The sequence below is a fragment of the uncultured Bacteroides sp. genome, from assembly GCF_902472605.1.
Taxonomy (GTDB): Bacteria; Bacteroidota; Bacteroidia; order Bacteroidales; family Bacteroidaceae; genus Phocaeicola.
In genome coordinates this window covers 1-24,456 of the sequence record NZ_CABROP010000014.1, presented here as the reverse complement: position 1 = coordinate 24,456, position 24,456 = coordinate 1, and the positions used below count along the sequence as shown (strand labels likewise).

Annotated in this window: 19 protein-coding genes and 1 CRISPR repeat array; of the genes, 12 read left to right on the top strand and 7 right to left on the bottom strand. The window is 42.8% G+C overall.

The features are described 5' to 3' along the window. The first annotated feature begins 195 nt into the window (after nucleotides 1-195). Nucleotides 196-1,422 carry an MFS transporter gene (locus RDP42_RS04845; RefSeq protein ID WP_308762765.1) on the top strand — a complete coding sequence of 409 codons (1,227 nt, stop codon included), beginning with the start codon at nucleotides 196-198 and terminating at the stop codon, nucleotides 1,420-1,422. 73 nt (nucleotides 1,423-1,495) lie between these two features. Here the strand turns inward: RDP42_RS04845 and RDP42_RS04840 are convergent, their stop codons facing one another. The 7 genes from RDP42_RS04840 to RDP42_RS04810 all read right to left on the bottom strand — a co-directional run bounded on the left by RDP42_RS04840 (nucleotide 1,496) and on the right by RDP42_RS04810 (nucleotide 8,659). Then, a complete protein-coding gene (locus RDP42_RS04840) occupies nucleotides 1,496-2,155 on the bottom strand; it encodes a carbohydrate-binding family 9-like protein (protein ID WP_308762764.1) in 660 nt (219 codons plus the stop codon). 32 nt (nucleotides 2,156-2,187) lie between these two features. Then, nucleotides 2,188-2,343 (bottom strand): YqaE/Pmp3 family membrane protein, encoded by a 156-nt coding sequence (locus RDP42_RS04835; RefSeq protein ID WP_204474147.1) that lies wholly within the window; start codon nucleotides 2,341-2,343, stop codon nucleotides 2,188-2,190. A gap of 552 nt (nucleotides 2,344-2,895) precedes the next feature. Further along, nucleotides 2,896-3,324, bottom strand: coding sequence for a Fur family transcriptional regulator (locus RDP42_RS04830; RefSeq protein ID WP_204474146.1), 429 nt, complete (start codon nucleotides 3,322-3,324; stop codon nucleotides 2,896-2,898). Between the two features lie 82 nt (nucleotides 3,325-3,406). Next, nucleotides 3,407-4,594 (bottom strand): C1 family peptidase, encoded by a 1,188-nt coding sequence (locus RDP42_RS04825; RefSeq protein WP_308762763.1) that lies wholly within the window; start codon nucleotides 4,592-4,594, stop codon nucleotides 3,407-3,409. A 40-nt stretch (nucleotides 4,595-4,634) separates the two neighbouring features. After that, nucleotides 4,635-6,179 carry a dipeptidase gene (locus RDP42_RS04820; RefSeq protein ID WP_374046918.1) on the bottom strand — a complete coding sequence of 515 codons (1,545 nt, stop codon included), beginning with the start codon at nucleotides 6,177-6,179 and terminating at the stop codon, nucleotides 4,635-4,637. A gap of 387 nt (nucleotides 6,180-6,566) precedes the next feature. Next, nucleotides 6,567-8,141 carry an Rne/Rng family ribonuclease gene (locus RDP42_RS04815; protein WP_204474140.1) on the bottom strand — a complete coding sequence of 525 codons (1,575 nt, stop codon included), beginning with the start codon at nucleotides 8,139-8,141 and terminating at the stop codon, nucleotides 6,567-6,569. Between the two features lie 242 nt (nucleotides 8,142-8,383). Then, nucleotides 8,384-8,659, bottom strand: coding sequence for an HU family DNA-binding protein (locus tag RDP42_RS04810; RefSeq protein WP_022231270.1), 276 nt, complete (start codon nucleotides 8,657-8,659; stop codon nucleotides 8,384-8,386). A 206-nt stretch (nucleotides 8,660-8,865) separates the two neighbouring features. Here RDP42_RS04810 and mutY point away from each other — a divergent pair, with 206 nt between their 5' ends. The 11 genes from mutY to RDP42_RS04755 form a co-directional block, all read left to right on the top strand. Next, nucleotides 8,866-9,930, top strand: a complete 1,065-nt coding sequence (gene mutY, locus RDP42_RS04805) for an A/G-specific adenine glycosylase (protein WP_308762761.1) — start codon at nucleotides 8,866-8,868, stop codon at nucleotides 9,928-9,930. Nucleotides 9,931-9,934: 4 nt separating this feature from the next. Further along, nucleotides 9,935-10,366, top strand: a complete 432-nt coding sequence (locus RDP42_RS04800; RefSeq protein WP_308762760.1) for a single-stranded DNA-binding protein — start codon at nucleotides 9,935-9,937, stop codon at nucleotides 10,364-10,366. Nucleotides 10,367-10,410: 44 nt separating this feature from the next. Continuing rightward, entirely contained in the window at nucleotides 10,411-11,778 is a 1,368-nt protein-coding gene (gene gldE, locus RDP42_RS04795) for a gliding motility-associated protein GldE (RefSeq protein ID WP_308762759.1), read from the top strand. Nucleotides 11,779-11,780: 2 nt separating this feature from the next. Beyond that, nucleotides 11,781-12,419, top strand: coding sequence for a 4'-phosphopantetheinyl transferase superfamily protein (locus tag RDP42_RS04790; RefSeq protein ID WP_308762758.1), 639 nt, complete (start codon nucleotides 11,781-11,783; stop codon nucleotides 12,417-12,419). 38 nt (nucleotides 12,420-12,457) lie between these two features. Continuing rightward, entirely contained in the window at nucleotides 12,458-15,457 is a 3,000-nt protein-coding gene (locus RDP42_RS04785; RefSeq protein ID WP_308762757.1) for an AsmA-like C-terminal region-containing protein, read from the top strand. A gap of 106 nt (nucleotides 15,458-15,563) precedes the next feature. Beyond that, nucleotides 15,564-17,120, top strand: a complete 1,557-nt coding sequence (locus RDP42_RS04780) for a peptide MFS transporter (RefSeq protein ID WP_308762756.1) — start codon at nucleotides 15,564-15,566, stop codon at nucleotides 17,118-17,120. A 162-nt stretch (nucleotides 17,121-17,282) separates the two neighbouring features. Continuing rightward, nucleotides 17,283-18,695, top strand: coding sequence for a transposase (locus RDP42_RS04775; RefSeq protein ID WP_308762755.1), 1,413 nt, complete (start codon nucleotides 17,283-17,285; stop codon nucleotides 18,693-18,695). Nucleotides 18,696-18,802: 107 nt separating this feature from the next. Continuing rightward, a CRISPR array of direct repeats spans nucleotides 18,803-19,157; the repeat unit is 24 nt; unit sequence ATTGTTTTGAATGGTATATCCAAC. 264 nt (nucleotides 19,158-19,421) lie between these two features. After that, a complete protein-coding gene (locus RDP42_RS04770; RefSeq protein ID WP_118244788.1) occupies nucleotides 19,422-19,949 on the top strand; it encodes a hypothetical protein in 528 nt (175 codons plus the stop codon). 140 nt (nucleotides 19,950-20,089) lie between these two features. Beyond that, nucleotides 20,090-21,469: a hypothetical protein gene (locus tag RDP42_RS04765; RefSeq protein WP_308762754.1), complete on the top strand. Its 1,380-nt coding sequence runs from the start codon at nucleotides 20,090-20,092 to the stop codon at nucleotides 21,467-21,469. 295 nt (nucleotides 21,470-21,764) lie between these two features. Further along, nucleotides 21,765-23,366: a hypothetical protein gene (locus RDP42_RS04760; RefSeq protein WP_308762753.1), complete on the top strand. Its 1,602-nt coding sequence runs from the start codon at nucleotides 21,765-21,767 to the stop codon at nucleotides 23,364-23,366. A gap of 146 nt (nucleotides 23,367-23,512) precedes the next feature. Next, nucleotides 23,513-24,456 (top strand): carboxypeptidase-like regulatory domain-containing protein (locus tag RDP42_RS04755; protein ID WP_308762752.1); only part of this gene is annotated, 944 nt, incomplete at its 3' end.

The following is a 24,456-nucleotide window of genomic DNA, read 5'->3' as shown; positions in this document are numbered from 1 at the left end:
ACTAGTCTTTCTCATTCTCTCATACTTATATTCATTTTCACATTCATGTTTACAGGGGAAGACAGTCAAGGGCATTTGCTTTTATATTTATAGCTTTTATCGATGATTATTATCGAGAAAAAGAGTTTTTCCGATAGATGGGGATTGGAACCGACGGCCTACCTTTGTTTTCATAATCATGAAAGGAAAAGGGAAATGAAAGAAATGAATTGTTCGCGTGAGTCAGTTGCTCGGTTTCGCCTGATACGTAACTGCATGTTTTTGTCCGGCTTGTCGGTTTTTGCCCAGCTGTATTTGTTTCAACCCATGCTCTCGGAAATGTGCCGGAATTTTGGTGTCAGTCCGGCAGAAAGCAGTCTGTCGGTGTCGGCCTCTACTGCCGGCATGGCATTGGGATTGATTGTTATGGCTTTCAAGGCCGATTCTGTGTCGCGCGAACGCCTGATGGGAGCTTCGTTGTTGCTTTCTTCCCTGTTGACCATCATGTCTGCCTTTATTGACAATTATTCTTTTCTCTTAGTTCTGAATTTGTTAAAAGGAATGGTGTTGGCCGGGGTGTCATCGGTAGCGTTGGCTTATCTTTCAGAGGAAGTAGATAAAGCTATGATTGGGTTGGCCATCAGTTTGTATTTGAGCGGGAATACCCTGGGAGGAATGTCAGGGCGAGTGGCTGCTACGCTGATGTCCGGGTGGGGCGGATGGCAGTCGGCCGTGTGGTCGATTGGTATTGTCAGCCTGCTGTTAGGAGGATTGTTCTGCTGGAAGATTCCAGCTGGGAAAAATTTTTCTGCGGTGTCGGTACCTTTTCGGGAGAAATTGCGTCAGATGCATTTTCTTTTAACCCGGAGTACATTTCTTTCGATGTATCTCATTGCCGCTCTTTCCATGGGAATTTTTGTGAGTATCTATAATTATCTGTCTTTCTTGCTGGAGGCACCTCCTTTTTCATTGCCTCATCATTGGGTGGCACTGATTTTCACCATGTATGTGGCAGGAATTATCGGTTCGGTCGTGGCCGGAGGTCTTTCGGACAAGTATAGTTCGGAGATGCTCTTGCAAGGTACGTTGGGGCTGATGGGAGTCGGGATGGCCTTGTTGCTATGGATGCAGCTTTGGGCCATCGTGCTGGGACTGGGATTGATGACTTTTGCTTTTTTCGGAACTCATACGCTGGCCAGCCGGATTGTATCGGTGCATGCCGGACAGATGAAAAGCAGTGCCACCAGCATTTACTGGTTGTTTTATTATGCAGGCTCCAGTCTGGTTGGTTCTTTTTCCGGCATCGTGTTGTCTCACTATGGGTGGGGGGCTTTCATGGAGTTCCTTTTTGTACTCTTGGCTGTGGCATGGATTATTTCCTTGAGCGTTCTATGGCTGTTTAAAGGAAAGAAAAGTGTCTATGTGTGGATTGCGAGGAAGTGATACGGACAGCGGCCTGCTTTCAAAATTCTATGTTTGAAGGTAGGCCGCTGGCGTGTTTATCAGGTGGGGAGGATTATTCGAATATAACCTTCCCGAAGAATTCCGGACAGTGGAAGCACGGTTTTGGCAAGTCGATGGGATTCCATGACAGGAAGTGTGGCGTGTTCTGCAAGTCTCCGCATTTGTAGAAATTGGCACGAGCAGTCAGTCCTTTGAAGCCTTTCAGCTGATGACGGAAGAACGCTTCCTTGGGGATGCAAAGAGCCAGTTGCCAACTGCATTCTCCCATTCGTTCTTCAAACGGAGCCTTTCCGAGTGAAGTCCATCGGTCTACTTGCTGGAGAATCTCTTGGGGAGCATGAGGTCTGTCGCCCGGGCGTCCGCCACCGATAAGAAGGGTTCCCCCACAGTTACATTCAAAGTTATAATATACGTTTTCTTCCTGGTCTTCCGGAAGCTGGAAAAAGAATTCACAACAGGAGTCTTCCCAAACTCTGCCGTTGTCTTCGGCAGCGATGGCCCGTACGCTTTCTTCTTTTACGCGGTAGTTCAGCAAGATGCAATCGTCGGTGTGGGCCATTCGGAAGGACACCTCCGGGCAGTAGGGAAAATCTTTCCAGTTCACGCAGGAAATCGGCTGGAACTCTACCTGATGCGTATCGAGCAGGGTTGGGATGTCTGTGGCAGCCACGTGGGACTGTCCGGTAATTTCGGGTACATGTAATTCTTTCATGGTGTAAGTATTTAGGATATTGAATTAGAAACTTAATTTTGTTTGTTCAGGATGATAAGGGCGCCGATGACTCCTGGAATCCATCCGCACAGCGTGAGGATAAAGACAATCAGTACCGATCCGCACCCTTTGTCGATGACGGCAAGGGGCGGAAAAATAAGAGAGAGAATCACTCTGATTAATGACATTTCTGTGTGGGTTTTAGAAATTTGAGGGAAAGTTAGGGAAAAGATTTAGAACTGGCAAGGATTTGCTTCAGATTCAGGCAAGGGGGGAGGTAAAAACAAAAATATCCCACCGACGGGTTCGGTAGGATACTCTTAGATTTATACCGGAATACCGGTACAGAATATGCAGTAAACTTTACAACTTTCAATTAAACAAGCTGACATCCTGGCCAGCAAAGGGGTTACTTCCTCCTTATCCGAGCATTACGTAACCCCAAACCATCGGATCTCCCTTGAAGATCTTCTGAATGAAATTTTTCATCGTTTTCATGTTGTTACCCTTTCTTTTTAAATAAACCTTAATACCTTTTCAATTTAACCTTAAAAATATCGTCTCCCGACGAGGTTGAAAACAATCTTATAATCTAAAAAAACAATCTTTCTACTGTGTGAATCATTGAACTTCCGTTCTTGATTACGCTGCAAAGATAGGGCTTTTCTGAATAGAATTCATGCTTTACAACATAAAAATGAAGGAAAACAGCGTTTTATTGATGTAGGTCAAAAAAACGCTCATTTCTGGTGCTTGGAGGCGCATTTGGCGCATACGCCTTTCACGATATAGTTCACTTTCCGGGCAATGAATCCTTCGGGCAGGTCGATGTGCGGAATGAGATCCTGGCTCAGACAATAGGTATTCTGACATACCTCACAATAGAAATGGCAGTGGGCTTCATCGTCGTTGCAGTGGCCGTGGTTGTGGCAGATGCAATATTTGTGGGAGCCACTTCCGTCGTCTACACTGTGGATGAGATGATGTTCGTGGAAGAGAACGAGTGTACGGAAAATGACCGACTTGTCGATGCTGTCGAGTTCCTTTTCCAAAGTACTCAGACTGAATGTGTCGGTTTGTCCGGCAATGGCTTCGTAGATGAGAAGTCGGGTGGAAGTAGGGCGGATGCCAGCCGTTTCCAGAATGAGGGCATAGTCTTCTGTTTTCATAAAAAAAGGATGCTTATCTTGTGACTTGCTGCAAAGATAAGCATCCCTTTTGGCAACCTGGTTGTTTTTCAGGTAGGTTTTTTTATTTGTCCAGACCGAGTTTCTTCTTCAAGTCCTTGGTCAAGGCATCCTTGTGCATCAGAATATAGATGGTTTTGGCACGTACGTAGCTTTCCGACATGTTCAGGTAGCCGCCGAAGTCGTTACGGTTGGTTCCCCAGGAGTTTTTGGTGATGTAGTACTTGGTGCCGTTCTGATCCTTGGCGATACCGGTGAGGTGCATCAGGTGGTCGTCGGTCGTAGTGAAAGTTTCGTAGCCTTTCTGGCGGATTTCAGGAGTTACCTTTACTTCCGGACACGGGTATTCAAACTTGAAGGCTTCGTCAAGTTTTTCCTTGGCATCCATTTTCTGCCAGCGGGCAAAGTCAGTGTCTTTCAAGTCTTCGGTCTTTTCTACTTCCGGATTGATGGCCACTCCGTGTTTGAACGAGAATCCTTTTTCACTGACATCTCCGTCCCAGGCAACGGTATATCCGTTTTCCAGGGCATGGTCTGCGGCCTCCATCATTTCGTCGAGTGGAAGGTTATAAATCTTGGCGTGTTCCCAGTTGTCCGGAATTTCGAGGTCGAAAGCCTGATAATAAGGCTGGTGTGTGAAGCTGGTCAGCATGACGTAGTCTTCCGGATGAATGTCCAGGCTCTGCGCAAAGGATTTCGGAGTATATTCCTTGCCTTTGTAGGTGAACTTTTCAGGAAGTTCTCCCAGGTAAATATCAAACAGACTCTGAATCAGTTTTTCATATTCAGGGCTTTGCTGGCGAAGCTTGATGGCCTTTTCGGCAATGGCTTCCAGGTAAGCGGTCAGCTCTTTGTGGTTGTGGGTAGGTGAGTTGTAGTTGATGCCGCTGTACACCTCTTCCGGAACGATGCCTACCTGCTTGAAGGCCGTAAACCAGCTGGGAGAGATACTTCCCTGACCGATGTTGCCGCGTCCGTGGCGCAGGTAATTGTCCTTCAGCTGGTTCATGTATTTCTGACGGACGATGTACATTTCCGAAAGGTCGTATTCGCCTTTTCCCTGGCGGAGTAGTTCTGCTTCAATGAAGGAAGTGGTGGCAAAGCACCAGCAGGTGCCTGTGGCAGCCTGATTCTTGACCGGAGTCACTTTCTGGTTGACTACGGTAGTAAACTGATAGCCTTTGGCTTCGGGTTGTGCCTGGAGAGAGGCGGAAGCAAGCAATAAGGCTGAGATAAACGCAATTGTTTTCATATTTTCTGTATATTATAGGTAATGAATGAAATTGAGAGATTTAGAATCCGAAGCGGTAATCGTTCCAGTATTTGGCGGTCATTTCGTCCCAGCGCAGCAGGGTAGCTCCGATGAAGTCCTTGGTATAGTCGGTCAGGTAGGCTTTGGCAGCTTCTTCGCCTTCGCTTTTGACCAGTTCGGCATAACGCTGTTCCACCAGTGGGAGTTCTTCCAGTCCTTTCCGTTCAAAGTGCATTTGGTTCTTCTCTAAAATCTTCCGGGCATTTCCCCATCTTACGGTAGCCAGCTTGTTGGCCTGGCGGTAGTGCCACAGGGCTGCATCCAGACGGTAGCGATGGTTGCCGCAAATCTTGAACATTTCAGGAAGGTCGGTAGTGCCACAGAAAATAGGTACACGTGGGCTTTGTCCCGGGTTGTCCATGGCGAACCAGCAGACCCCTCCTACGGCGTCCGGAAGCCAGCTTCTCAACTGGATGACGGTAGAGTAGGCACATTGCGGTACGGCGATGTTTCGGTTGGCTTTCACGCTGCCTTTCTGAAGCGCGTTGTACAGCTGTACTTCGTCGGTACGCATCCACGGATTGGCCCGTGGGCTGGTGATGGTATCCGTTTTTCCCGTTTTCCGGTCTTTGACAACTACTTTAAGGTTCTTTGTCGCACTCCATTCCGTGCCTTCATAGGTCTGTCGCAGATAGGCCATGACATCGGCATTGCTGAGTTTCTTTTCCGGCTTCACACTCAACGGCAGTTCTTCATCGTCCATGCTGAGCTTGAGTGAAGGAGCCAGGGTGCTCAGGATAAAGAACTCGCGGATGCTGAAGGAGCGCATCTTGCCCGAATAGTTCGGACCTCCGTAGGCTTTCCAGAACTTGAACGGTTCTTTTCCGTCCCACAGCTTGAGTTTCTTGGCCACGCTGAACACATTGTCGGAAGCCATGTAATTGCGGGTATCTTTCAAATTGAGGGTACTGATACGTGGAATGTTGGCCGATACGCCTACTTCATCGTCGGGGATACGGACAGCTGCCCATACACCTCCGATTTTATCAGGACCTTCGCCGAAGATTTCAAAGTGCCATACTTCCTGCGGGTCGGCAATGGTAAGGCATTCGCCTGAGTCGCCGTATCCGTATTCCTTTACCAGTTTCCCCATGAGCTGGATGGCCTGGCGGGCGGTAGTGCAACGTTGCAGGGCTACCCGGGCCAGTTCTTCAATCATAAACATGCCTTTGGAATTGCGCAGGGTGTCTCTTCCACTAATGGTGGTTTCTCCCATGGCCAGCTGCTTTTCGTTGAGGCAGGGGTAAGCCGTATCCAGAAAGGCATAAGTGTGTTTGACTTGCGGAATCTGTCCCTTTACGGTCAGGTTGGTCTGGTCAGTGACCGATTCCGTATGCATACGGCCTTGGTAAATGTTCATGACTGTGTCGTTGGCATAATCTGCCGCTGGAACTACATTGACCCAGGTCCGGTACCAGCTGTCGCAGGTGTGACTGGTCATGACGGATCCGTCGGTAGAGGCTGCCTTTCCCACCATGATGCTGGTACAGCAGTCCGGGTCATGAAGCAGCGTCTGCTGTGCCATAGACAGCTGTGAGAATGTAATCCCAATGAAAAATAAAATGCTACTTATTTTCATGTTTTTGTGTTAAAATGTTATTTGTTTGCAAAGATAGAGAAAAATATGTGAATTATCAAAGTAATTCTCCTATGAAAATGCTTCGATAAAACTGAAGTATGCGTACAAAAATATTCATTTCTGGGTGAAAAGTTGTCAGAAAGTATAGACAAATTTACCTCGACACGAACGTGCGGAGAGCTCAGCATGCACGTGATGAGAGGTCGACACGAACGTGACGAGGTCTTGACACGGTCGTGACGAGGTCTTTATGCAAAGGCGGATTAAGTAAAAGGGCGGGATAGTTGACAAAAAAGGCCGTTTCCTTTGTTTTTGTGGAAACGGCCTTTTTGCTTATTTGATTTCGAATTCTTCCTTCATGTCCAGTTCCTGGTTGTGTGCATCGAAGAATTTATATTGCAGGAACGCCAGGTTCTGGTTCGGAATGACCTTGATGCCGAATCCATACTTCATCTGCCATTTTCGTTTCAAGGACATGAGCCCTTGGTTTACGTAGGCAGCCACATAAGGATGGATGTGCAGCGTGAATTTCTTCACTTTCAGCTTGTTGACCAAATAGTCAATCTTACTTTCCAATGTATCGGTGAACAGGATGGAAGGTTTGATTTTCCCCTTTCCGAAACAAACAGGGCAGTCTTCATCGGTAGTGACATCCATCGCCGGACGTACACGCTGGCGTGTGATCTGCATCAGTCCGAACTTGCTCAGAGGCAGGATGTTGTGTTTGGCCCGGTCTTTCTGCATGTTCTGACACATGCGTTCGTAAAGTTTCTGCCGGTTTTCTGCCAGGTTCATATCGATGAAATCTACCACAATGATTCCGCCCATATCTCTCAACCGGAGCTGGCGTGCCAACTCATCGGCTGCGCCTAAATTCACGTCGAGTGCGTTTGCTTCTTGTCCGTTGGTTGATTTGGAGCGGTTTCCACTGTTCACGTCCACCACATGGAGCGCTTCCGTGTGTTCGATAATCAGATAAGCCCCGCTCTTGTAGGAAACGGTTTTTCCAAAGGAGGACTTGATTTGTTTGGTGATTCCGAAATTATCGAAAATAGGAAGCTGGCCGGTGTAGCGTTTCACGATGCCTGTACGTTCAGGGGCAATGAGCGCCACATAATCTTTTACTTCGTTATAAACGGTTTCGTCGTTGACGTAAATGTTTTCGTACGATGGGTTGAACAAGTCGCGCAGCATGGCTACGGTACGGCTTGTCTCCTCATAAACCAATGAGGGCAGTTTGGTGGCCTTTTGTACTTTTGTGATGGTATCTTCCCAATGTTTCAGCAAGACTTTCAGTTCCGCATCCAGCTCTGCTACTCGTTTGCCTTCGGCTACGGTACGTACAATCACTCCGAAGTTCTTGGGCTTGATGCTCTGGAGCAGCTGTTTGAGGCGAGCTCTTTCCTCGCTGGATTTAATTTTTTGTGAAACGGATACCTTGTCATTGAAAGGAATCAATACCAGATAGCGTCCGGCGAACGACAGTTCACAGGTCAGTCGTGGGCCTTTGGTCGAAATCGGTTCCTTGACAATCTGCACGATGACCTCCTGTCCCTGCTGGAGCACACTGGAAATGGTTCCGTCTTTTTCAATGTCGGGAAGCATGGAAGCTTTCGACATGGGATAGAGTTTTTTCCGGTCACTGATGACTTGCTTGAGGTACTTCTGGTAAGAATGAAATTGTGGTCCCAAGTCTAAATAGTGGAGAAAAGCGTCTTTCTCAAAGCCTACATCTACGAAACAGGCGTTGAGGCCGGGCATGAGTTTCCGGACTTTTCCTACGTACATGTTGCCGACCGAGAACGACAGGTTGCGTTCTTCTTTCTGGAACTCTACCAGCTTCTTGTCTTCCATGAGGGCGATAGAAATTTCCTTGGGCTGTACGTCTACTACTAATTCGCTTGTCACTTTTTGCTTGGTTTTTTGTTCTTAATAGGTTGCTAATTACACAAAGAACAAACCTGAAAGACTTTTTGTAGCTTTGCAAGTTTGTTCTTTATTGAAGTCGGACAGACTAACAATTATTTTTTGCTTTTATGTCTGTTCTTTCTTAGTCTTTTTTTACGCTTGTGTGTAGACATTTTATGTCTTTTTCTTTTCTTTCCGCTAGGCATACTTGTTAAATTTATAGGGTTAATACTAATGTTAATTTATTTTTTTACTGAAAGAGTAAATGTTTTTGCTGGTTTGAATGCCGGAATGTTGTGCTCCGGAATGATAATAGTTGTATTCTTTGAAATGTTACGGGCAGTCTTCTGCGCTCTTTTCTTCACAATGAAACTGCCGAAACCACGAAGGTATACGTTTTCGTCGTTTGACAATGATTCTTTTACTGAATCCATAAACGCTTCAAGCGTAGTCAGGACTGTTGCCTTATCAATACCTGTGTTTTTAGCAATTTCGTTTACAATATCTGCTTTAGTCATTTCGCTAATAATTATTGTTATACGTTATCTTAATTTTTTGGACTGCAAATATATAGCTTTTCTGTATCTTTTGGAAATATATCGGGAATATTTTTTTTGAAAAGTCGTGCTTTTTGAGGGTTTTATTCCTTTTTAAAGGGTGTGTAGAGAGGTTTGTCTGTGTATGTCGGGCAAATATATTATTTTTGCGGGCAAATATGTGTCAGATGAATTTTTTTGCAGATAAGATAATCGGTTGGTACGAGGAAAACAAGCGTGATTTGCCTTGGCGGAACACCAAGGATCCTTATAAAATATGGATTTCAGAAATCATTCTTCAGCAGACCCGGGTCGTACAGGGATATGATTATTACTGTCGTTTTATGGAACATTTTCCCGACGTGGACACGTTGGCCCGTGCTTCGGAAGACGAGGTGATGAAGTGCTGGCAGGGATTGGGTTATTATTCACGTGCCCGCAATCTGCATGCGGCAGCAAAGGTAATTGCCGAAAAAGGCAGTTTCCCTACGACCTATGAGGAGGTGAGGGCCTTGAAAGGAGTGGGAGACTATACGGCGGCGGCTATTTGTTCGTTTGCCTACGATCTGCCCTATGCGGTGGTCGACGGTAATGTGTACCGGGTATTGTCACGTTGGATGGGAGTGGAAGAACCCATTGATACGGGTGCCGGGAAGAAATTGTTTGCCTCCCTCGCCGGTGAGATGCTGGATAAGAACCGTCCGGCTTTATATAATCAGGCCATCATGGATTTCGGTGCCCTGCAGTGTGTGCCTTCGTCTCCTTCGTGTTTGTTTTGCCCGCTGGCAGACAGTTGTGTGGCCTTGCAGAAAAACTGGGTGGACAGGTTGCCGCGGAAGGAACGGAAGACTAAGGTGCTCGACCGCTATTTTTCATATATTTATGTGCGGGCAGGCGCGTATACTTATATAAAGAAGCGGGCGGCAGGCGATATCTGGCAGAATTTGTATGAATTTCCATTGATAGAAACCGCTAAGGAAGTAGGAGAGGAGGAACTTCTCTCTCTTCCTGAATTTCAGACTCTTTTGGGTAGTGCTGAGATTGAATCGTTCCGGGTGGTGTGCCCTGAAATCAAGCATGTGTTGTCGCATCGGGTGATTCACGCCAGGTGTTATGAGGTGGTGTTGAAGGAAGAACCTGTCGCACTTTCTGGATATCAGCAGATTCCGATTGACGATTTTCATAATTTCCCGGTATCGCGCTTGATATCTCGTTTTTTTTCGTTACTTTTGAAACCAAATCATAAAAAATAGAATTATGTCATTGAATAAAGTACAATTGATTGGTAACGTGGGTAAAGACCCTGAAGTAAGATATTTGGACAGTGGTGTGGCCGTAGCGACTTTTCCGTTGGCGACTACTGATCGTGCTTATACGCTGGCTAATGGTACACAGGTGCCGGAACGTACGGAATGGCATAATATTGTGCTGTGGCGCGGATTGGCGGAGACTGCTGAAAAATATGTGCATAAAGGCGATAAATTGTACATTGAGGGTAAAATCCGTACCCGTTCGTATGACGACCAGAATGGCGTGAAACGTTATGTGACGGAAATTTTCGGTGATAACATGGAGATGCTGACTCCGCGGAGTGCACAGACAGCAGCGCCTGCACAAGTTCAACCGGCTTCTTCAGCATCGGCTCCGGCTCAATCGGAAAATAACCCTTCGGATGATTTGCCGTTCTGATACTCAGATAGTCTCTTTAATTAAAAAAATAGGAATATTATAGGATGGACCCTGACTCGTGTTTGCTCCGCTTGTCGGAGCTGTGTGACGGAATTACCGTAATGCCCCTTACATGGGGGGCGGTTATAGCTTTACTTCTGACCCTGATGCTGCTGTATGTATCGGGTTTTGTGTCGGCTTCTGAAATTGCTTTCTTTTCGCTTTCTCCTTCTGATTTGAATGAAATTGAAGAGGAGAATCATCCTTCTGACACTAAAATCAAAGGCTTGCTGGATGATTCGGAACGTTTGCTGGCCACAATTTTGATTTCAAATAATTTTGTCAATGTGACGATTATCATGCTGTTGAACTACGTGTTTGCCAGTTTGATTGATTTTGGCCAGGCAAAAATCCTGGAGTTCTTGATTGTCACTGTGGTACTGACCTTCTTGTTGCTGCTGTTCGGTGAAATCATGCCTAAAATTTATTCGGCTCAGCATACGTTATCGTTTGCCCGAAAAGCGGCGCCAGCCATTACTGTGCTGCGGACGGTGTTTTGGCCGGTATCTTCAGTCTTAGTCCGCTCATCGTTTTTTCTCAATCGTTTCTCTCAGAAGAAAGCACGGAACTTGTCGGTCAATGAACTCTCTCAAGCTTTGGAACTGACAGATATTCAGGATACTTCGGAAGAAAGCAATATGCTCGAAGGTATCATCCGTTTTGGAGAGGAAACTGCGAAAGAGGTCATGACCTCCCGTCTGGATATTGTAGACCTGGATATTGATTCTTCTTTTTCAGAGGTGTTGAAGTGCATCAATGAAAACGGCTATTCACGTATTCCTGTATACGAGGAAACGCGTGATTGCATCAAAGGTATTTTGTACATCAAGGACCTGCTTCCGTATTTAGGAAGAGGCGACGATTTCAAGTGGCAGAATTTGATTCGGCCGGCTCTGTTTGTTCCGGAGAATAAGATGATTGGTGACTTGTTACGTGACTTCCAGGCCAACAAGATTCATATTGCTGTGGTCGTGGATGAATTTGGTGGTACTTCGGGTATTGTGACAATGGAAGACATCATTGAGGAAATCGTCGGAGAAATCAATGATGAATACGACGAGGAAGAACGTACTTATGTGAAGCTGACAGAGAACGTCTATGTGTTCGAAGGAAAGACGTTACTTTCTGATTTCTATAAGATTATCAAAGACAGTGAAGATGTGTTTGACAAGGTTTCAGGGGATGCCGATTCGCTGGCGGGACTTTTGCTGGAGTTGAAAGGTGAATTTCCGGCATTGCATGAAATTATCAACTATATGAATTATCGCTTTGAAATTCTCGAAATGAATTCTCGGCGGATTTTGAAAGTGAAAGTAACCATCTTGCCTTCTGCTCCAGCGGAAGAAGACAATGACGAGAAGGAGAAAAAGTAATTATGCCGCTGTGGAAGACCTGGGAAGAGGATGGAGGAAGATGGGGCATCTGGCAAGTGACCGAAACACCGGAAGAGCTTCGTGCCTGCCTGTCGGATACAAGGGTACAGGAAGAACTGGACCGTTTGAGGGCTCCTTCGCGGAAGCAGGAATATCTGGCTGTACGGGTTCTGCTGAAAACCTTATGTGGAAAGGAGGTCCGAATTGGGCATGAGCCGTCGGGAAAGCCTTTCCTGTGGGATGATAGCAGGCGTATTTCTATCTCTCACACCCGAAATTATGTGGCCGTAGGCTTGCATGCCACTGTCTCTCCGGGAATCGATATCGAGTGGCATGGAGAGAGAGTCCGGAAGGTGGTTTCCCGTTTTGTACGGGATGATGAAATGCCCGACCGGAAAAATATGGATCCACAGGAGGAGCTGTATCAGTTGTTGTTGCACTGGTCTGCCAAGGAAACGATGTTCAAGGTGCTGGATTGTACAGAAGTCGACTTCCTGGCCCATCTGAAAGTGGAACCCTTCAAACTGGCTGCTTCCGGGACGTTTAGGGGAGAATTTTGCCGTCCGGATTCATCCAGACATTTTATGATTCATTATCTGATTCATCCGGAGTTTGTCTGTACGTATGGCATGGGTACATAACGAGACAAATGATGGATGATTTTATTTTAAGGAAAAAGATGAATAAGAAATTACGTAAAACAATTCGGCTGACGGCTATTTCACTTGGTTCGTTATTGGTTGTTTTCTTGCTGGCCGTGACAATCGTGGTGAATTTTATTTTTACGCCGGAAAAACTGACTCCGGTGGTCTTGAATGTGGCTAACCGTACGTTGAATGCCCATTTGGAGATGGAGAAAGTGGAACTGACGTTCTTTTCTACTTTTCCGCGTTTCGGACTGAAAGTAACGGACGGAGTACTGGTATCCAAGGCGATGAATGATACGTTGTGGCAGAAAACCGATTCGCTGGTTTCGTTCAAGAAATGCGTGGTAGTGGTCAATCCCATAGATTATTTCTGGAAACATAAGATCAATCTCCGGTATTTGGGACTGGAGGATGCTTCGGTATACGCATTTACCAACAAAGAGGGAAAAAGCAACTGGGATATCGTGAAGAATACGGACGACCAGCTGGAAGAGGATACAGTGGCGCAAAGGGATACCACGATTCAGGAGATAGAAATTAATCGGGTCTCTTTGAAGCGGTCGAATGTGACGTTTGATGACCTGAACACAAGAGTATACGCCCGGATACAGAATTTGAATCTGAATTTGAAGGCTTCCTTGAAAAAGGATTATTCGATGCTGGCGCTGCAATATGACAATGAGAATCTGCTTTTCTGGCAAGACGGACAACTGCTGGTCAATCATTTGGCCGTAGGGTTGAATGCAGATATGCAGCTGGATCGTGCTTCCAGGACGCTGACCTTTAAAGATACTGGATTGACGTTGAACGGAGTGGCACTCGATGTGTCGGGAACACTTGGCAGAGACAGCGTGGGCGCCCCGGCTCGGGTAGATATAGGCTACAGACTGCATGCACCTTCTTTGGAAACGGTATTGAACATGGTTCCGGAGAGTGTGTTGAAGCGTCAGAAGCTTACGGCTAACGGAGAAGTCACGCTGGAAGGTACCTTGAAGGGACTTTACGGTAAGCAGCACATGCCGGAGGCTACGTTAAAGGTGAACATACAGAAGGCTTCGGCCAAGTATGCCGATTTGCCTTATGGAGTGGATGAACTGACGGCGGAATTCAACGGTTACGTCGATTTGATGCGTCAGAAGGAGTCGTACGCTCATCTGGAGATTTTCCAGTTTAAGGGAGCCCATACGGATATATTGGCCGATGGAGAGGTGAAAGACTTGTTGGGTGATCCTGACATCACGTTTCACACTCGTTCGGAGATTGACCTGACGTCGTTGGCCAAGACGTTTCCTTTGCAGGAAGGAGTGTCTATTGGAGGACGGGTAGGAGCCGATTTCCGGTTGCGCTGTCGCTTGTCGTCTATTCAGAAACAAGATTGGGGACGGGTACGTCTGAAAGGAAAGCTGGATATGCAGAATATGTATTTGCGTGATACGAAGAAGAATTTTGAGTTTACCAGCAATGCGGCTTTACGTTTCATCGGAGAAGATAATCTGGCGGCTCAGATTAATATTCAGAAGGCAGTGTTGCGGGCTTCGACCCTGTCGGCCGAGTTGGAGGCGCTGAATGCGACCATTAAATCAACAAATCCTCAGGATACTACTCGTTTGATTGATGTGGAGTGTAAATTGCAGATGAGTCGTTTGAAAGGAGGAATAGGAGACTCATTGAGGGTATTCAGTAAAAAGGCGAAAGCTTCTTTACATTTGCAGCCCAGCAAGCGGAACCCTTCCATGCCGAATGTAAAGGTAGCCTTGGAAACCGATACGCTTTTCTGCCGGATGGGGCAGATGAAGATGGGCATGGACAAAGGTGGCTTTAATTTGTCGGCAGACAAAGTTCGGGATTCGCTTTGGCTTCCGAAAGGAATTGTCGGATTTAACCGGCTTACCCTTCGGACACCGGAACTGGCTTTGCCGGTAAGGATGCGAAAAACAGCCGTGACGGTCGGCGACCGAAAGATTACGCTGAAAAATGCCAGCCTTCGTATCGGGCGTTCCAATCTGACGGCAACTGGAGCGGTATATGGGTTGTATGCAGCCATGAAGAAAGGCAAAATGTTGAAGGCTAATCTGGAGATTTCTTCCCGTAACTTGGACTGCAACCAGCTGATCAATGCATTGAACTTTCCTCAAGATACGCTTCAGACTGAAACGGATACGGTGTCAAGTACTGAACCGCTGCAATTGTTTGTCATTCCGCCGAAAATAGATTTCGAGCTGAAAACCAATCTGCATAAGGTGACGTATGGCAATATGGTCTTTGAGCAGGTAAAAGGAGCGGTGGATATCCGCAATCAGGCCGTATATCTGAGAAAACTGACAATGAAAGGTCTGGGTGCAGATGTGGAAACGACTTTGGTTTATCGTGCCCGAAAAAAGACTCGTGGATACGCGGGATTTGATTTCCAATTGCAGAAAGTCAATATCGGAAAGTTGGTCGATTTCATTCCTTCTTTGGATACGATTGTGCCGATGTTGCGTTCGTTCAAGGGAATGGTCGATTTTGATGCGGCTGCTGAAGCGGTACTTGATTCCAATCTGAACGTGAAGATTCCGACGTTGAAGGCAGCCATACACATCAAAGGTGACAGTCTGGTCCTGATGGATGGAGAAACCTTTGCAGAAATATCCAAGACGCTGATGTTCAAGAACAAGAAACGGAATGTGTTCGACAGTATTTCAGTGAATCTGACCGTGAAAGATGGAAATGTCACCGTCTATCCTTTCGTGCTTCAGATAGACCGTTACAAGGCAGCGGTAGGAGGAACGCAGGGACTGGATATGAACTTTAATTATCACATTTCCATTTTGAAATCGCCGTTGCCGTTCAAGGCGGGTGTCAACATTACCGGAAACCTGGATAAGATGAAGATACGCATCGGAAAGGCGAAGTATAAAAATGCAGTAACCCCGGTTGAAATCCGGAAGGTGGACAGTACCCGTGTCAACATGGGACAGGAAATCATTCATAGTTTTGAACGGGTTATGAACCGGGCCTATCGTGGAAGGCTTCCGAATGGAGCGGAGTAAATGAATCTCTATTTTGCATATTTATCTGAATAATTGTATATTTGCGAACTAGAGACAGAATATATACGAGTATTAACACTATTAATCATTAAAATCTTCATTATTTATGTTTAACAAGCATCCTAAAGGTCTGATACCTGCTGCACTTTCTAACATGGGGGAGCGTTTCGGCTACTACATCATGAATGCCGTATTGGTATTATTTCTTTGTTCTAAATTTGGTATAAGTGAGGAAAAAAGTACACTTATCTATTCATTCTTTTATGCAGGTATTTATCTGTTAAGTCTTGTAGGGGGTCTGATAGCCGACAGAAAGCAGAATTATAAAGGTACAATTATGGCCGGTCTCGTGGTCATGGCTGTGGGATATATTGCATTGTCTATTCCGATTACTGCCAATGCAGGTAATACATCATGGTTGCTTACGCTTACTTGTATTGCCTTGTTCTTCATCGCATTTGGTAATGGTCTGTTCAAGGGAAACCTTCAGGCCATTGTAGGTCAGATGTACGATGACCTTGAAGCAGAGGCTGCACAGAAGGGAGAAAAGGAACTGATTGAAGCCAAGAGCAAGAGAGATTCCGGATTCCAGATATTTTATGTATTTATCAATATCGGTGGATTGGTAGCTCCGTTTATCGCTCCTCTGTTGAGAAGCTGGTGGCTGAGCGCACACAACATGGTTTACAATGCAAGTCTTCCTGCTCTGTGTCATGAATATATAGCGAAAGGTGCAGACGGAATGTCGGCTGAGGCTATGGGCAACTTGAATCAGTTGATGTCACAGTGCGTAGGCACAACTACCGATATGGCTGCTTCTTGTGCACAATATTTGCAGATATTTAATGAAGGTATTCATTATTCGTTTGTTGCATCTGTTGCGGCAATGCTCATTTCTTTGATTATCTTCTTTGTAACCAAGAGCCAGTTCCCGAATCCGGGAAAGAAAGAAGCCGCAGCTGCTGTTACTTATTCAGCAGAAGAAAAGGCTGCCATGGCTAAGGAAATCAAACAACGTCTTTACGCCTTGTTTGCAGTGCTGGGTGTTGTTATTTTCTTCTGGTTCTCCTTCCATCAGAACGGTACTTCACTTTCACTCTTTGCGAGAGACTTCGTCGATACATCTACCATTGCTCCGGAAATATGGCAGGCAGTGAATCCTTTCTTTGTGATCACATTGACTCCGATTATCATGATGATTTTTGGTTCTCTTTCAAGAAGAGGAAAGGAAATTTCTACTCCGCGTAAGATTGCCATCGGTATGCTCATTGCAGGTTTGGCTTATCTCTTCCTGTCTGCATATTCACTCATTATGGGTTATCCTTCTGCTGCAGAATATCGGGAACTTCCTATTGACCAGCAGGTAAAGGCAGGAGCATGGGTATTGATTGTTCTTTACTTCTTGCTTACTGTGGCCGAGTTGTTTATCTCTCCACTTGGATTGTCATTCGTTTCGAAGGTGGCTCCAAAGCATCTTCTGGGACTTTGCCAGGGATTATGGCTGGGTGCGACTGCTGTAGGTAATCTTCTGTTGTGGATTGGCCCTCTTATGTATAACGCTATTCCTATCGGATATTGCTGGGCTATTTTCATGATTGTATGCCTCGTTTCAATGGGAGTCATGTTGTTCATGGTAAAATGGCTGGAACGTGTAGCAAAATAAATTTCTCGAAATAGAATTTACTTGTGGAATCCCTCATGCGGTTGCATGGGGGATTTTTTATGGGCGATTTTGAGAATTTGTGAAATTCTGAAAATTATTTGAGTTGGATTTGAGACTTACAATTATAATTACAATATTTGCGGTTGTAAAATTAAAAAGAGTATGCCTATTATTACACGTAAGATAGAATTGAAAATCGTAAGATTGACAGATGAAGAATATGACCAACAATGGAAATATCTTTACCAGATAAACAACACCATTTATCAGGCTGCCAACAGAATCTCTACTCATTGCCTTTTTAACGATGAGTATGAAATGCGATTGAGATTACGTTATATGTCACAGTGCAATAAAATAGATAAAAAACTGGAAAAACTGAATCCAGATAAAAAAACATCCGATAAAGAGGAACAATATAGGCTGCTTAATGAAAGAAAAGAACTTGATGAAGATTTTAAAAATAAAAAGCAGGATTTTCAGCGTATCAAAAGAAACTCCACCTATCAATTGGTATCGAAAGAATTTCTAAATTATATACCAGCCGAGATATTGACCGATTTAAACCAATATGTGCAAAATAATCACAACAATAACAAAAATAAAGTCAAGTCTGGTGAAAGAGCCTTAAGTACTTACAAGAAAGGTATGGGAATTCCATTTTCCATTAAACCGGAAAGTGGATTGAGACTTTTTGTAAAAGAGGAAGGAATCTATCTAAAATGGTTTAAAGGAATACTTTTCAGGCTTGAGTTTGGAAAAGACGCAAGCAATAACCGCTGTATCGTTGAAAGACTGATAGAAAGCGACAAGCAACAAAAGAAAAAGGGCGAAGATTATGTAGCCAATAATTCTTCTATAAAGCTTGTAAAGAATGGAAAGAATACAAGAATATTCCTGTTGCTGTCTATTGACATTCCTGCTAAGAAACAAGTGTTGGATAAGGAAGTTGTGTTAGGTGTAGATTTGGGCATCAAATGTCCGTTATACCTTGCTATCAACAAGGATGACAATTTCAAGATGCAGATTGGCGATATAGAACATTTTCACAATCAGCGGACGATGTTTCAGAAACGTTTTAAAAGTTTGCAGAAACTAATGTGTACCCAAGGTGGACACGGACGAAAGAAGAAACTGGAGCCTTTGGAAAAGCTGAAGGAAAAAGAGCGTAATTGGGTGCATACACAAAACCATGTTTATAGCCGTGAGGTTATAAAGCAGGCTTTAAAACAGAATGCCGGAACTATCCACATGGAGTCATTGAAAGATTTCGGAAAAGGTAAGGAAGGTTATGTAAAAGACGAGTATAAGTATCTGCTTCGTTATTGGTCGTATTACGAACTGCAAAGTATGATAGAATATAAGGCGAAATTGGAAGGTATTGAAGTGAAATATATAGACCCTGCATATACCAGCCAGACATGCAGCTATTGCGGAGAACGTGGAGAACGTAAGAAGCAAGAAGAATTTGTTTGTACGAATCCCCAGTGTAAACGACGAGGAGAGAAAATAAATGCAGACTTTAATGCTGCAAGAAATATTGCGATGAGTAAAAAAATCGTGAAAGATAATTAGAAAAGAAATTTTCTAATTGGGGCTGCTGGAAGTCCTTAACCTGAGATAGGAAACTATACTCGGGAAGTACGTCAAAACATTGAAATTAATAAACTTAGAAACTAACGGTTGGTTTTATCATTGTTTTGAATGGTATATCCAACTAAATTCCAATAATGAATTTTCAAGTTCCGGTTGGTTTTATCATTGTTTTGAATGGTATATCCAACTGTTGTGTTATTATCTCTTATTGGCCATGGTTGGTTTTATCATTGTTTTGAATGGTATATCCAACGCCAGCTTACTGGTCGATACCGACGGGAGCGTTGGTTTTATTATTGTTTTGAATGGTATATCCAACAAGTCCTACACCCAGCACAACCGGCACAGAGTTGGTTTTATTATGGTATATCCAACAGAAGAATACAGACGGCTATGTGGCCGAATGTTGGTTTTATTATTGTTTTGAATGGTATATCAAAATATAAAGCCGTCTGAGATGATGTGCGCATGGGGGTTGATAATCGTGTCTTTTTTTACTGATTTTAGTTATAAGGTAATATACTTATAAGGGCTATTATTGCTAACGCATGTGGTTGCTTATCACATACGTTAGTAATCAATCATTGCATACGTTAGTAACAAGAAACGACTAACGTATGTAATAATCTGCAAGAAAGCTTTGCCATTTCAAATAAAATTGTAATTTTGTCATTACAGTCCCCACTAATAAAAAAGGAGGTCAGTATGTATAAGTACAAGCTCGTAAAGAAAATCAATCCGCAGGATAAAGCAGCACCAAAGAAATGGTATGCAATTCCTATCAGCGAAGTTCCACAGACTGTAAAAGCCATGACACGTGCAGCTACGGAAAACACGACAACCGCTCCCATAGAAATGGAAGCAGCTCTTGAATTACTTGGAAGACACGCACGTCAGCAATTGCAGCAGGGACACACAGTAAGAGTAGGTGATTTAGGTACTATACGTGTTTCGTTCAAAAGTGACGGTGTAGAAAACATTACCGATTTCAATGCCGGAGCAATGATTAAGAATCCACGTATCATATTCACTCCAAGTAAGGAATTCCGTGAAAGTGTACTTCAAGGTATTCAATTCCAAAATGCCGGAGTATTGGACGAAGGCATTAGCTATGCAAGCCTTTCTGACTATAAAAAAGCAAAAGGCATTACTTCCGGTGGAAGTGATGACAGCGGTGGAAGCAGTACCGGAGGCAGTGGTACCGGAGAAGATGGAGAAGGTGGATTTAATTAATAGCCATCTAATATCAATAACCAATATAAGCCTGTTTCTTTTATAAATCAACTAATTAGGGACTGAACATGATTAAAAGAAACGGGCTTATATAGTATTCAATAATTCATCACACTTTAATAAGAATAATTTGGATAAGAATGGCAAATAAAGAACATAAGAACGGATATTGGACTAAAGAACGTTGTGCAATAGAAGCGCTCAAATATCATCGTTGCACAGATTTGCGTAAAGGAAATCAAGCAGCTTATTTTAAAGTTCGTAAGTCTGGATGGTGGAGTGAATTATGTTCACACTTTGACAAAAAGCATTTTTGGACTATTGGTGAATGTTTTGATGCAGCTAAGAAATGTAACAGCAGGAAAGAGTTTCGTCATAGATATAGTGCAGCTTATAATATTTTATGTAAAAATAATTTGGCGAATTTAGCATGTTCCCATATGCATAAGATTGGTGATAGACTCCATAGAGCTATTTATGCTTTTGAATTTAGTGATAATTTTGCTTATATAGGCCTTACTTTCAATCCTTCAAAAAGGAAATGGCAACATATTACAGGACAAGGGAATACAGCCGTTTATCAACACCTCCAAATGACAGAATCCTCTTATACATTTAAAGTCTTAACAGATTTCTTAGAAGTAGAAGAAGCTCAAAAAAAGGAAAGTGAATTTATAGAGAAATATAGAAGTCAAGGTTGGATTATATTGAATACAAAAAATGCCGGAGATTTAGGAGGACATGAATCTAATTGGAACTATGAAACATTAAAACAAGAAGCATTAAAATATCAAACAAAGACGGATTTTAAGAAATCGAACTCTGTTGCATACGATAATGCTCGTAAACAAGGAATTATTGATGAAATATGCGCTCATATGAAAATAAAAAGGCGTAGATGGACTGATGAAACGGCTATTTTAGAAGCTAAAAAGTATAAAAACAGAAATGAAATGCAAGAACATAATTATCCAGCTTTTGTATACATATATCGTCATAATTTGGTAGATATTGCATTTGCACATATGGAGACTACACAAAAATGGACTATTGATGATGCAAAAGAAGAAGCTTTAAGATTTGATACACGAAGCCTTTTTCATAAACAGTCACCATACGCATATCATTTATTATGGAATAATGGACTTTTAGATTCTGCATGCTCTCATATGAAAATCTGTAGAGAAGATTGGACTATCGACAAGATTAGAGAAATAGCATTGAAATATAATAATATCAAAGACTTTAAAAAATATGATATGAAGGCTTATATGGCATCTTTTAAATATAAATGTTTAAAAGATGTAACTTCTCACATGAAAAGATTAGTACAACCCAAAGGATTCTATACATTAGAGAAGTGTAAAGAAGAAGCTTTAAAATATCAAACCAAAAAGGATTTTATGTTAGGCTCGCCTAAATTTTATGATGCAGCTCACAGATTTAAATGGATAGATCTATGTTGTGAACATATGAAGAGAAACTATAGAACAACTTCTTCAAAAAAGGGAAATGTATAAGTCGCATAAATATGACTCCAAAGAACACAAATAAGTTTTATATCAAGTATAGATAGAGAACATATCACTGAAATCCAGTGATATGTTTATGCAAAGTTACTTTAAATTAGGTACCCTATGCGAAAGATTCTTCCAAGTTTTCTTTTCAAAGAGTAGCCGATATTTTACCTTTCTTCTCGGTTTGATGCTCGGAGCTATCTTATTTCAATACCAATAAATATTCTGTTTGATGTATCCTTTTTTTCTTAACGGTTTCTTAAAAGAAATATATACTTTTGCATGAAAATGGACAAATATGAAAAATATACTATATGTCATTATATTAGTAGTCGCATTATGTGCATGTAACAATTCCGCACAAAAAGAGAGGATCTTGGATACGGCAGAATCAATGGCCGTTGAGCATCCCGATTCTGCCCAAACGATACTGGAAACATTATATCCATATTCAAAATTGACACAGCAGCAAAGAGCACGATGCGGTATACTACTTGCTACAGTAAAACTTCAACAAAACAAAGCCTTTGCTTCCGATAGCCTTTTGGACAACAGTATATCATATTTCAAGCAGAATTGTGACAGCATAGAGCTATTCAAGGCCTATCAGCTCAAAGCCTATCAGGCTATGTGGCGTGGACAACAAGATTCAATGTCCTATTATTGGCAGCAGTCAATCAACATGATAGGTGAGGGAAATAAAACCCAGCTATATTCTTTGTATATGAAACTGGCAGATATTTATTGTGAACCATCTGCTGAAAAAGATTACAATAAAGCAATACTATATGCAAGGAAAGCATTGACTTATGCGGAGACAGCACAACAAAAGGCCTATGCTCTGCACCAAATTGGAGCCTGCTATGGCTTCATCAATGAAAATGACTCCGCATTGGTTTATATCGCCCGTGCCATTGATTTTTCACAACAAAATAAAGAAGAATCTAATTATACAACCTATGTGCTGAATTATGCAAATACACCAGGCGTAAATTACGAAAAAGCCAAAAGCTATTTAACGGAATTACCTGAAAACAGTTTGGGAAGGTTAATTACTTTAGGTTTTCTCAATCTAAACAACAGGCATACAGGCATTGCAAAATCTTTTTGCGACAAAGCTGATTCGTTATATAGTAGTGCCCCTGATAAGTATTCAATCAATACATACAACAGTCTTAGAATACTCAATGCATGTATAAAATACACCTTGGATGAAGAAGTTTCTGCAAGTGAAGGGATTACAAGGAACGATTCAATTTCACAAGTCATTTCAAGAAAAGAAGCTCTGAATAGTGAGATTTCAAGCAACAACTTACTATTGCAGAAACACATTCATGAATCTCAACTAAGAACTCAAAGAAAGATTGTCATCATACTGTCAATCGTATTCTTTGGTATAATATTGTTCTTCCTATACGACAGAAATAACAAGAAACGATATATCAAAATAAGAAAAGAACTGGACCAAATTCGTGTCAATCAGATAGAATTACAATCTATCGATTCTGAAAATGGCCAAAATTCTGAATTGACTAAGATTTGGAAAAAAAGAGCTGATATTTGCAGAGACAATTTCATTCGGAATGGATGGATGAAGAAACTTCAAATATTGGAAGGGAATGACAAGCATGCCAATGGTTCTTTTCTTCCGCCTGCAGAAAGGGACAGACTCAGGAAACAGTTATTCGAAGAATTCACAGACATGATAATCGATATAAAAGCGGCAGGCAATGGAGTCAATCTGGATGATCTGACACTCTGTCTCTTTTGTCTTCTGAAAATAAATAATACAACGATTTCCAAGTGCATGGGAGCTTCTGAAAACGCTATCAGAACCCGAAAAAGCAGACTTAAAGAAAAGCTTGCCCCTCAGATGTATCAATTTATATTCGGTAGATAACAAACTGATATACATCATAATATACAAGCATTGAAACAAATGTGAAACACTGAAACGCACATTGCAACAAATCTGCAATGCATAGTCCTAAAGCCCCTATAACTAAAATCATACTTTTGCATTGAGTCATAAAAATGCAAGCAAGTATGAAAAGAAATCTTTTATTTATTTTCGTTTTAATGATTGTGCCATTTACTGTCAAGGCACAAATCAAAGGTGTGGTATGTGATGAGAACCAGAACCCCGTAGAGTTTGCAAATGTTATTTTGATGGGTACTGATTCCGTATATATCGCAGGAACAGTAACAGACGCAAGCGGTAAATTTGATTTTTTAACCGATTATTCAAACGCAGGGCTTCTACAAATTTCCGCTCTCGGATATAAGACTATCATAAAAACACTGGATGGAAAGAATGATATTGGAACACTCGTGCTCGTTTCAGACAATATTCTGCTGGACGAAGTTACAGTAACGGCACAACGGCCTTCTCAACATTTGACTAAAGGAGGCATAATTACAACTGTAAATGGGTCTGTTTTGAGCCTGCTCGGAAATGCAATGGATGTAATCGGACAACTTCCGGGCGTGATGCGTGAAGATGACAAATTTACTGTTTTTGGCAAAGGGACACCAATCATATATGTGAATGGGAGAAAACTGACAGACAATAGTGAATTATATAGATTGTCATCAAAAGATATTGCAAGTGTAGAAGTCATCAGTAATCCGGGGTCTAAATATGGCGCGGAAGTAAAATCGGTGTTATTAGTCCGCACAATCAAGAAACAAGGAGACGGATTAAGCGGCTCAATACAAGGTGTCGTCCGGGCTGCTCACTCCTGGTCTAATTCGGACAACCTTTCTCTCAATTTCAGGAAGAATAATCTTGGCATATTCGGGGCCTTTGCTTTCGATCATTCAAAGCGATATCAGCAGCAGAACAATGTCACCATGATAAATACCGGGCATAATCTGTATGAGCTGAATTCTGACATTATCATATTGCCTGTCAGCACAACTTATAATGCCAATGTAGGTCTCAACTGGCAAATTAACCCTAAGAATGTATTGGGAGCAAAATATGAATT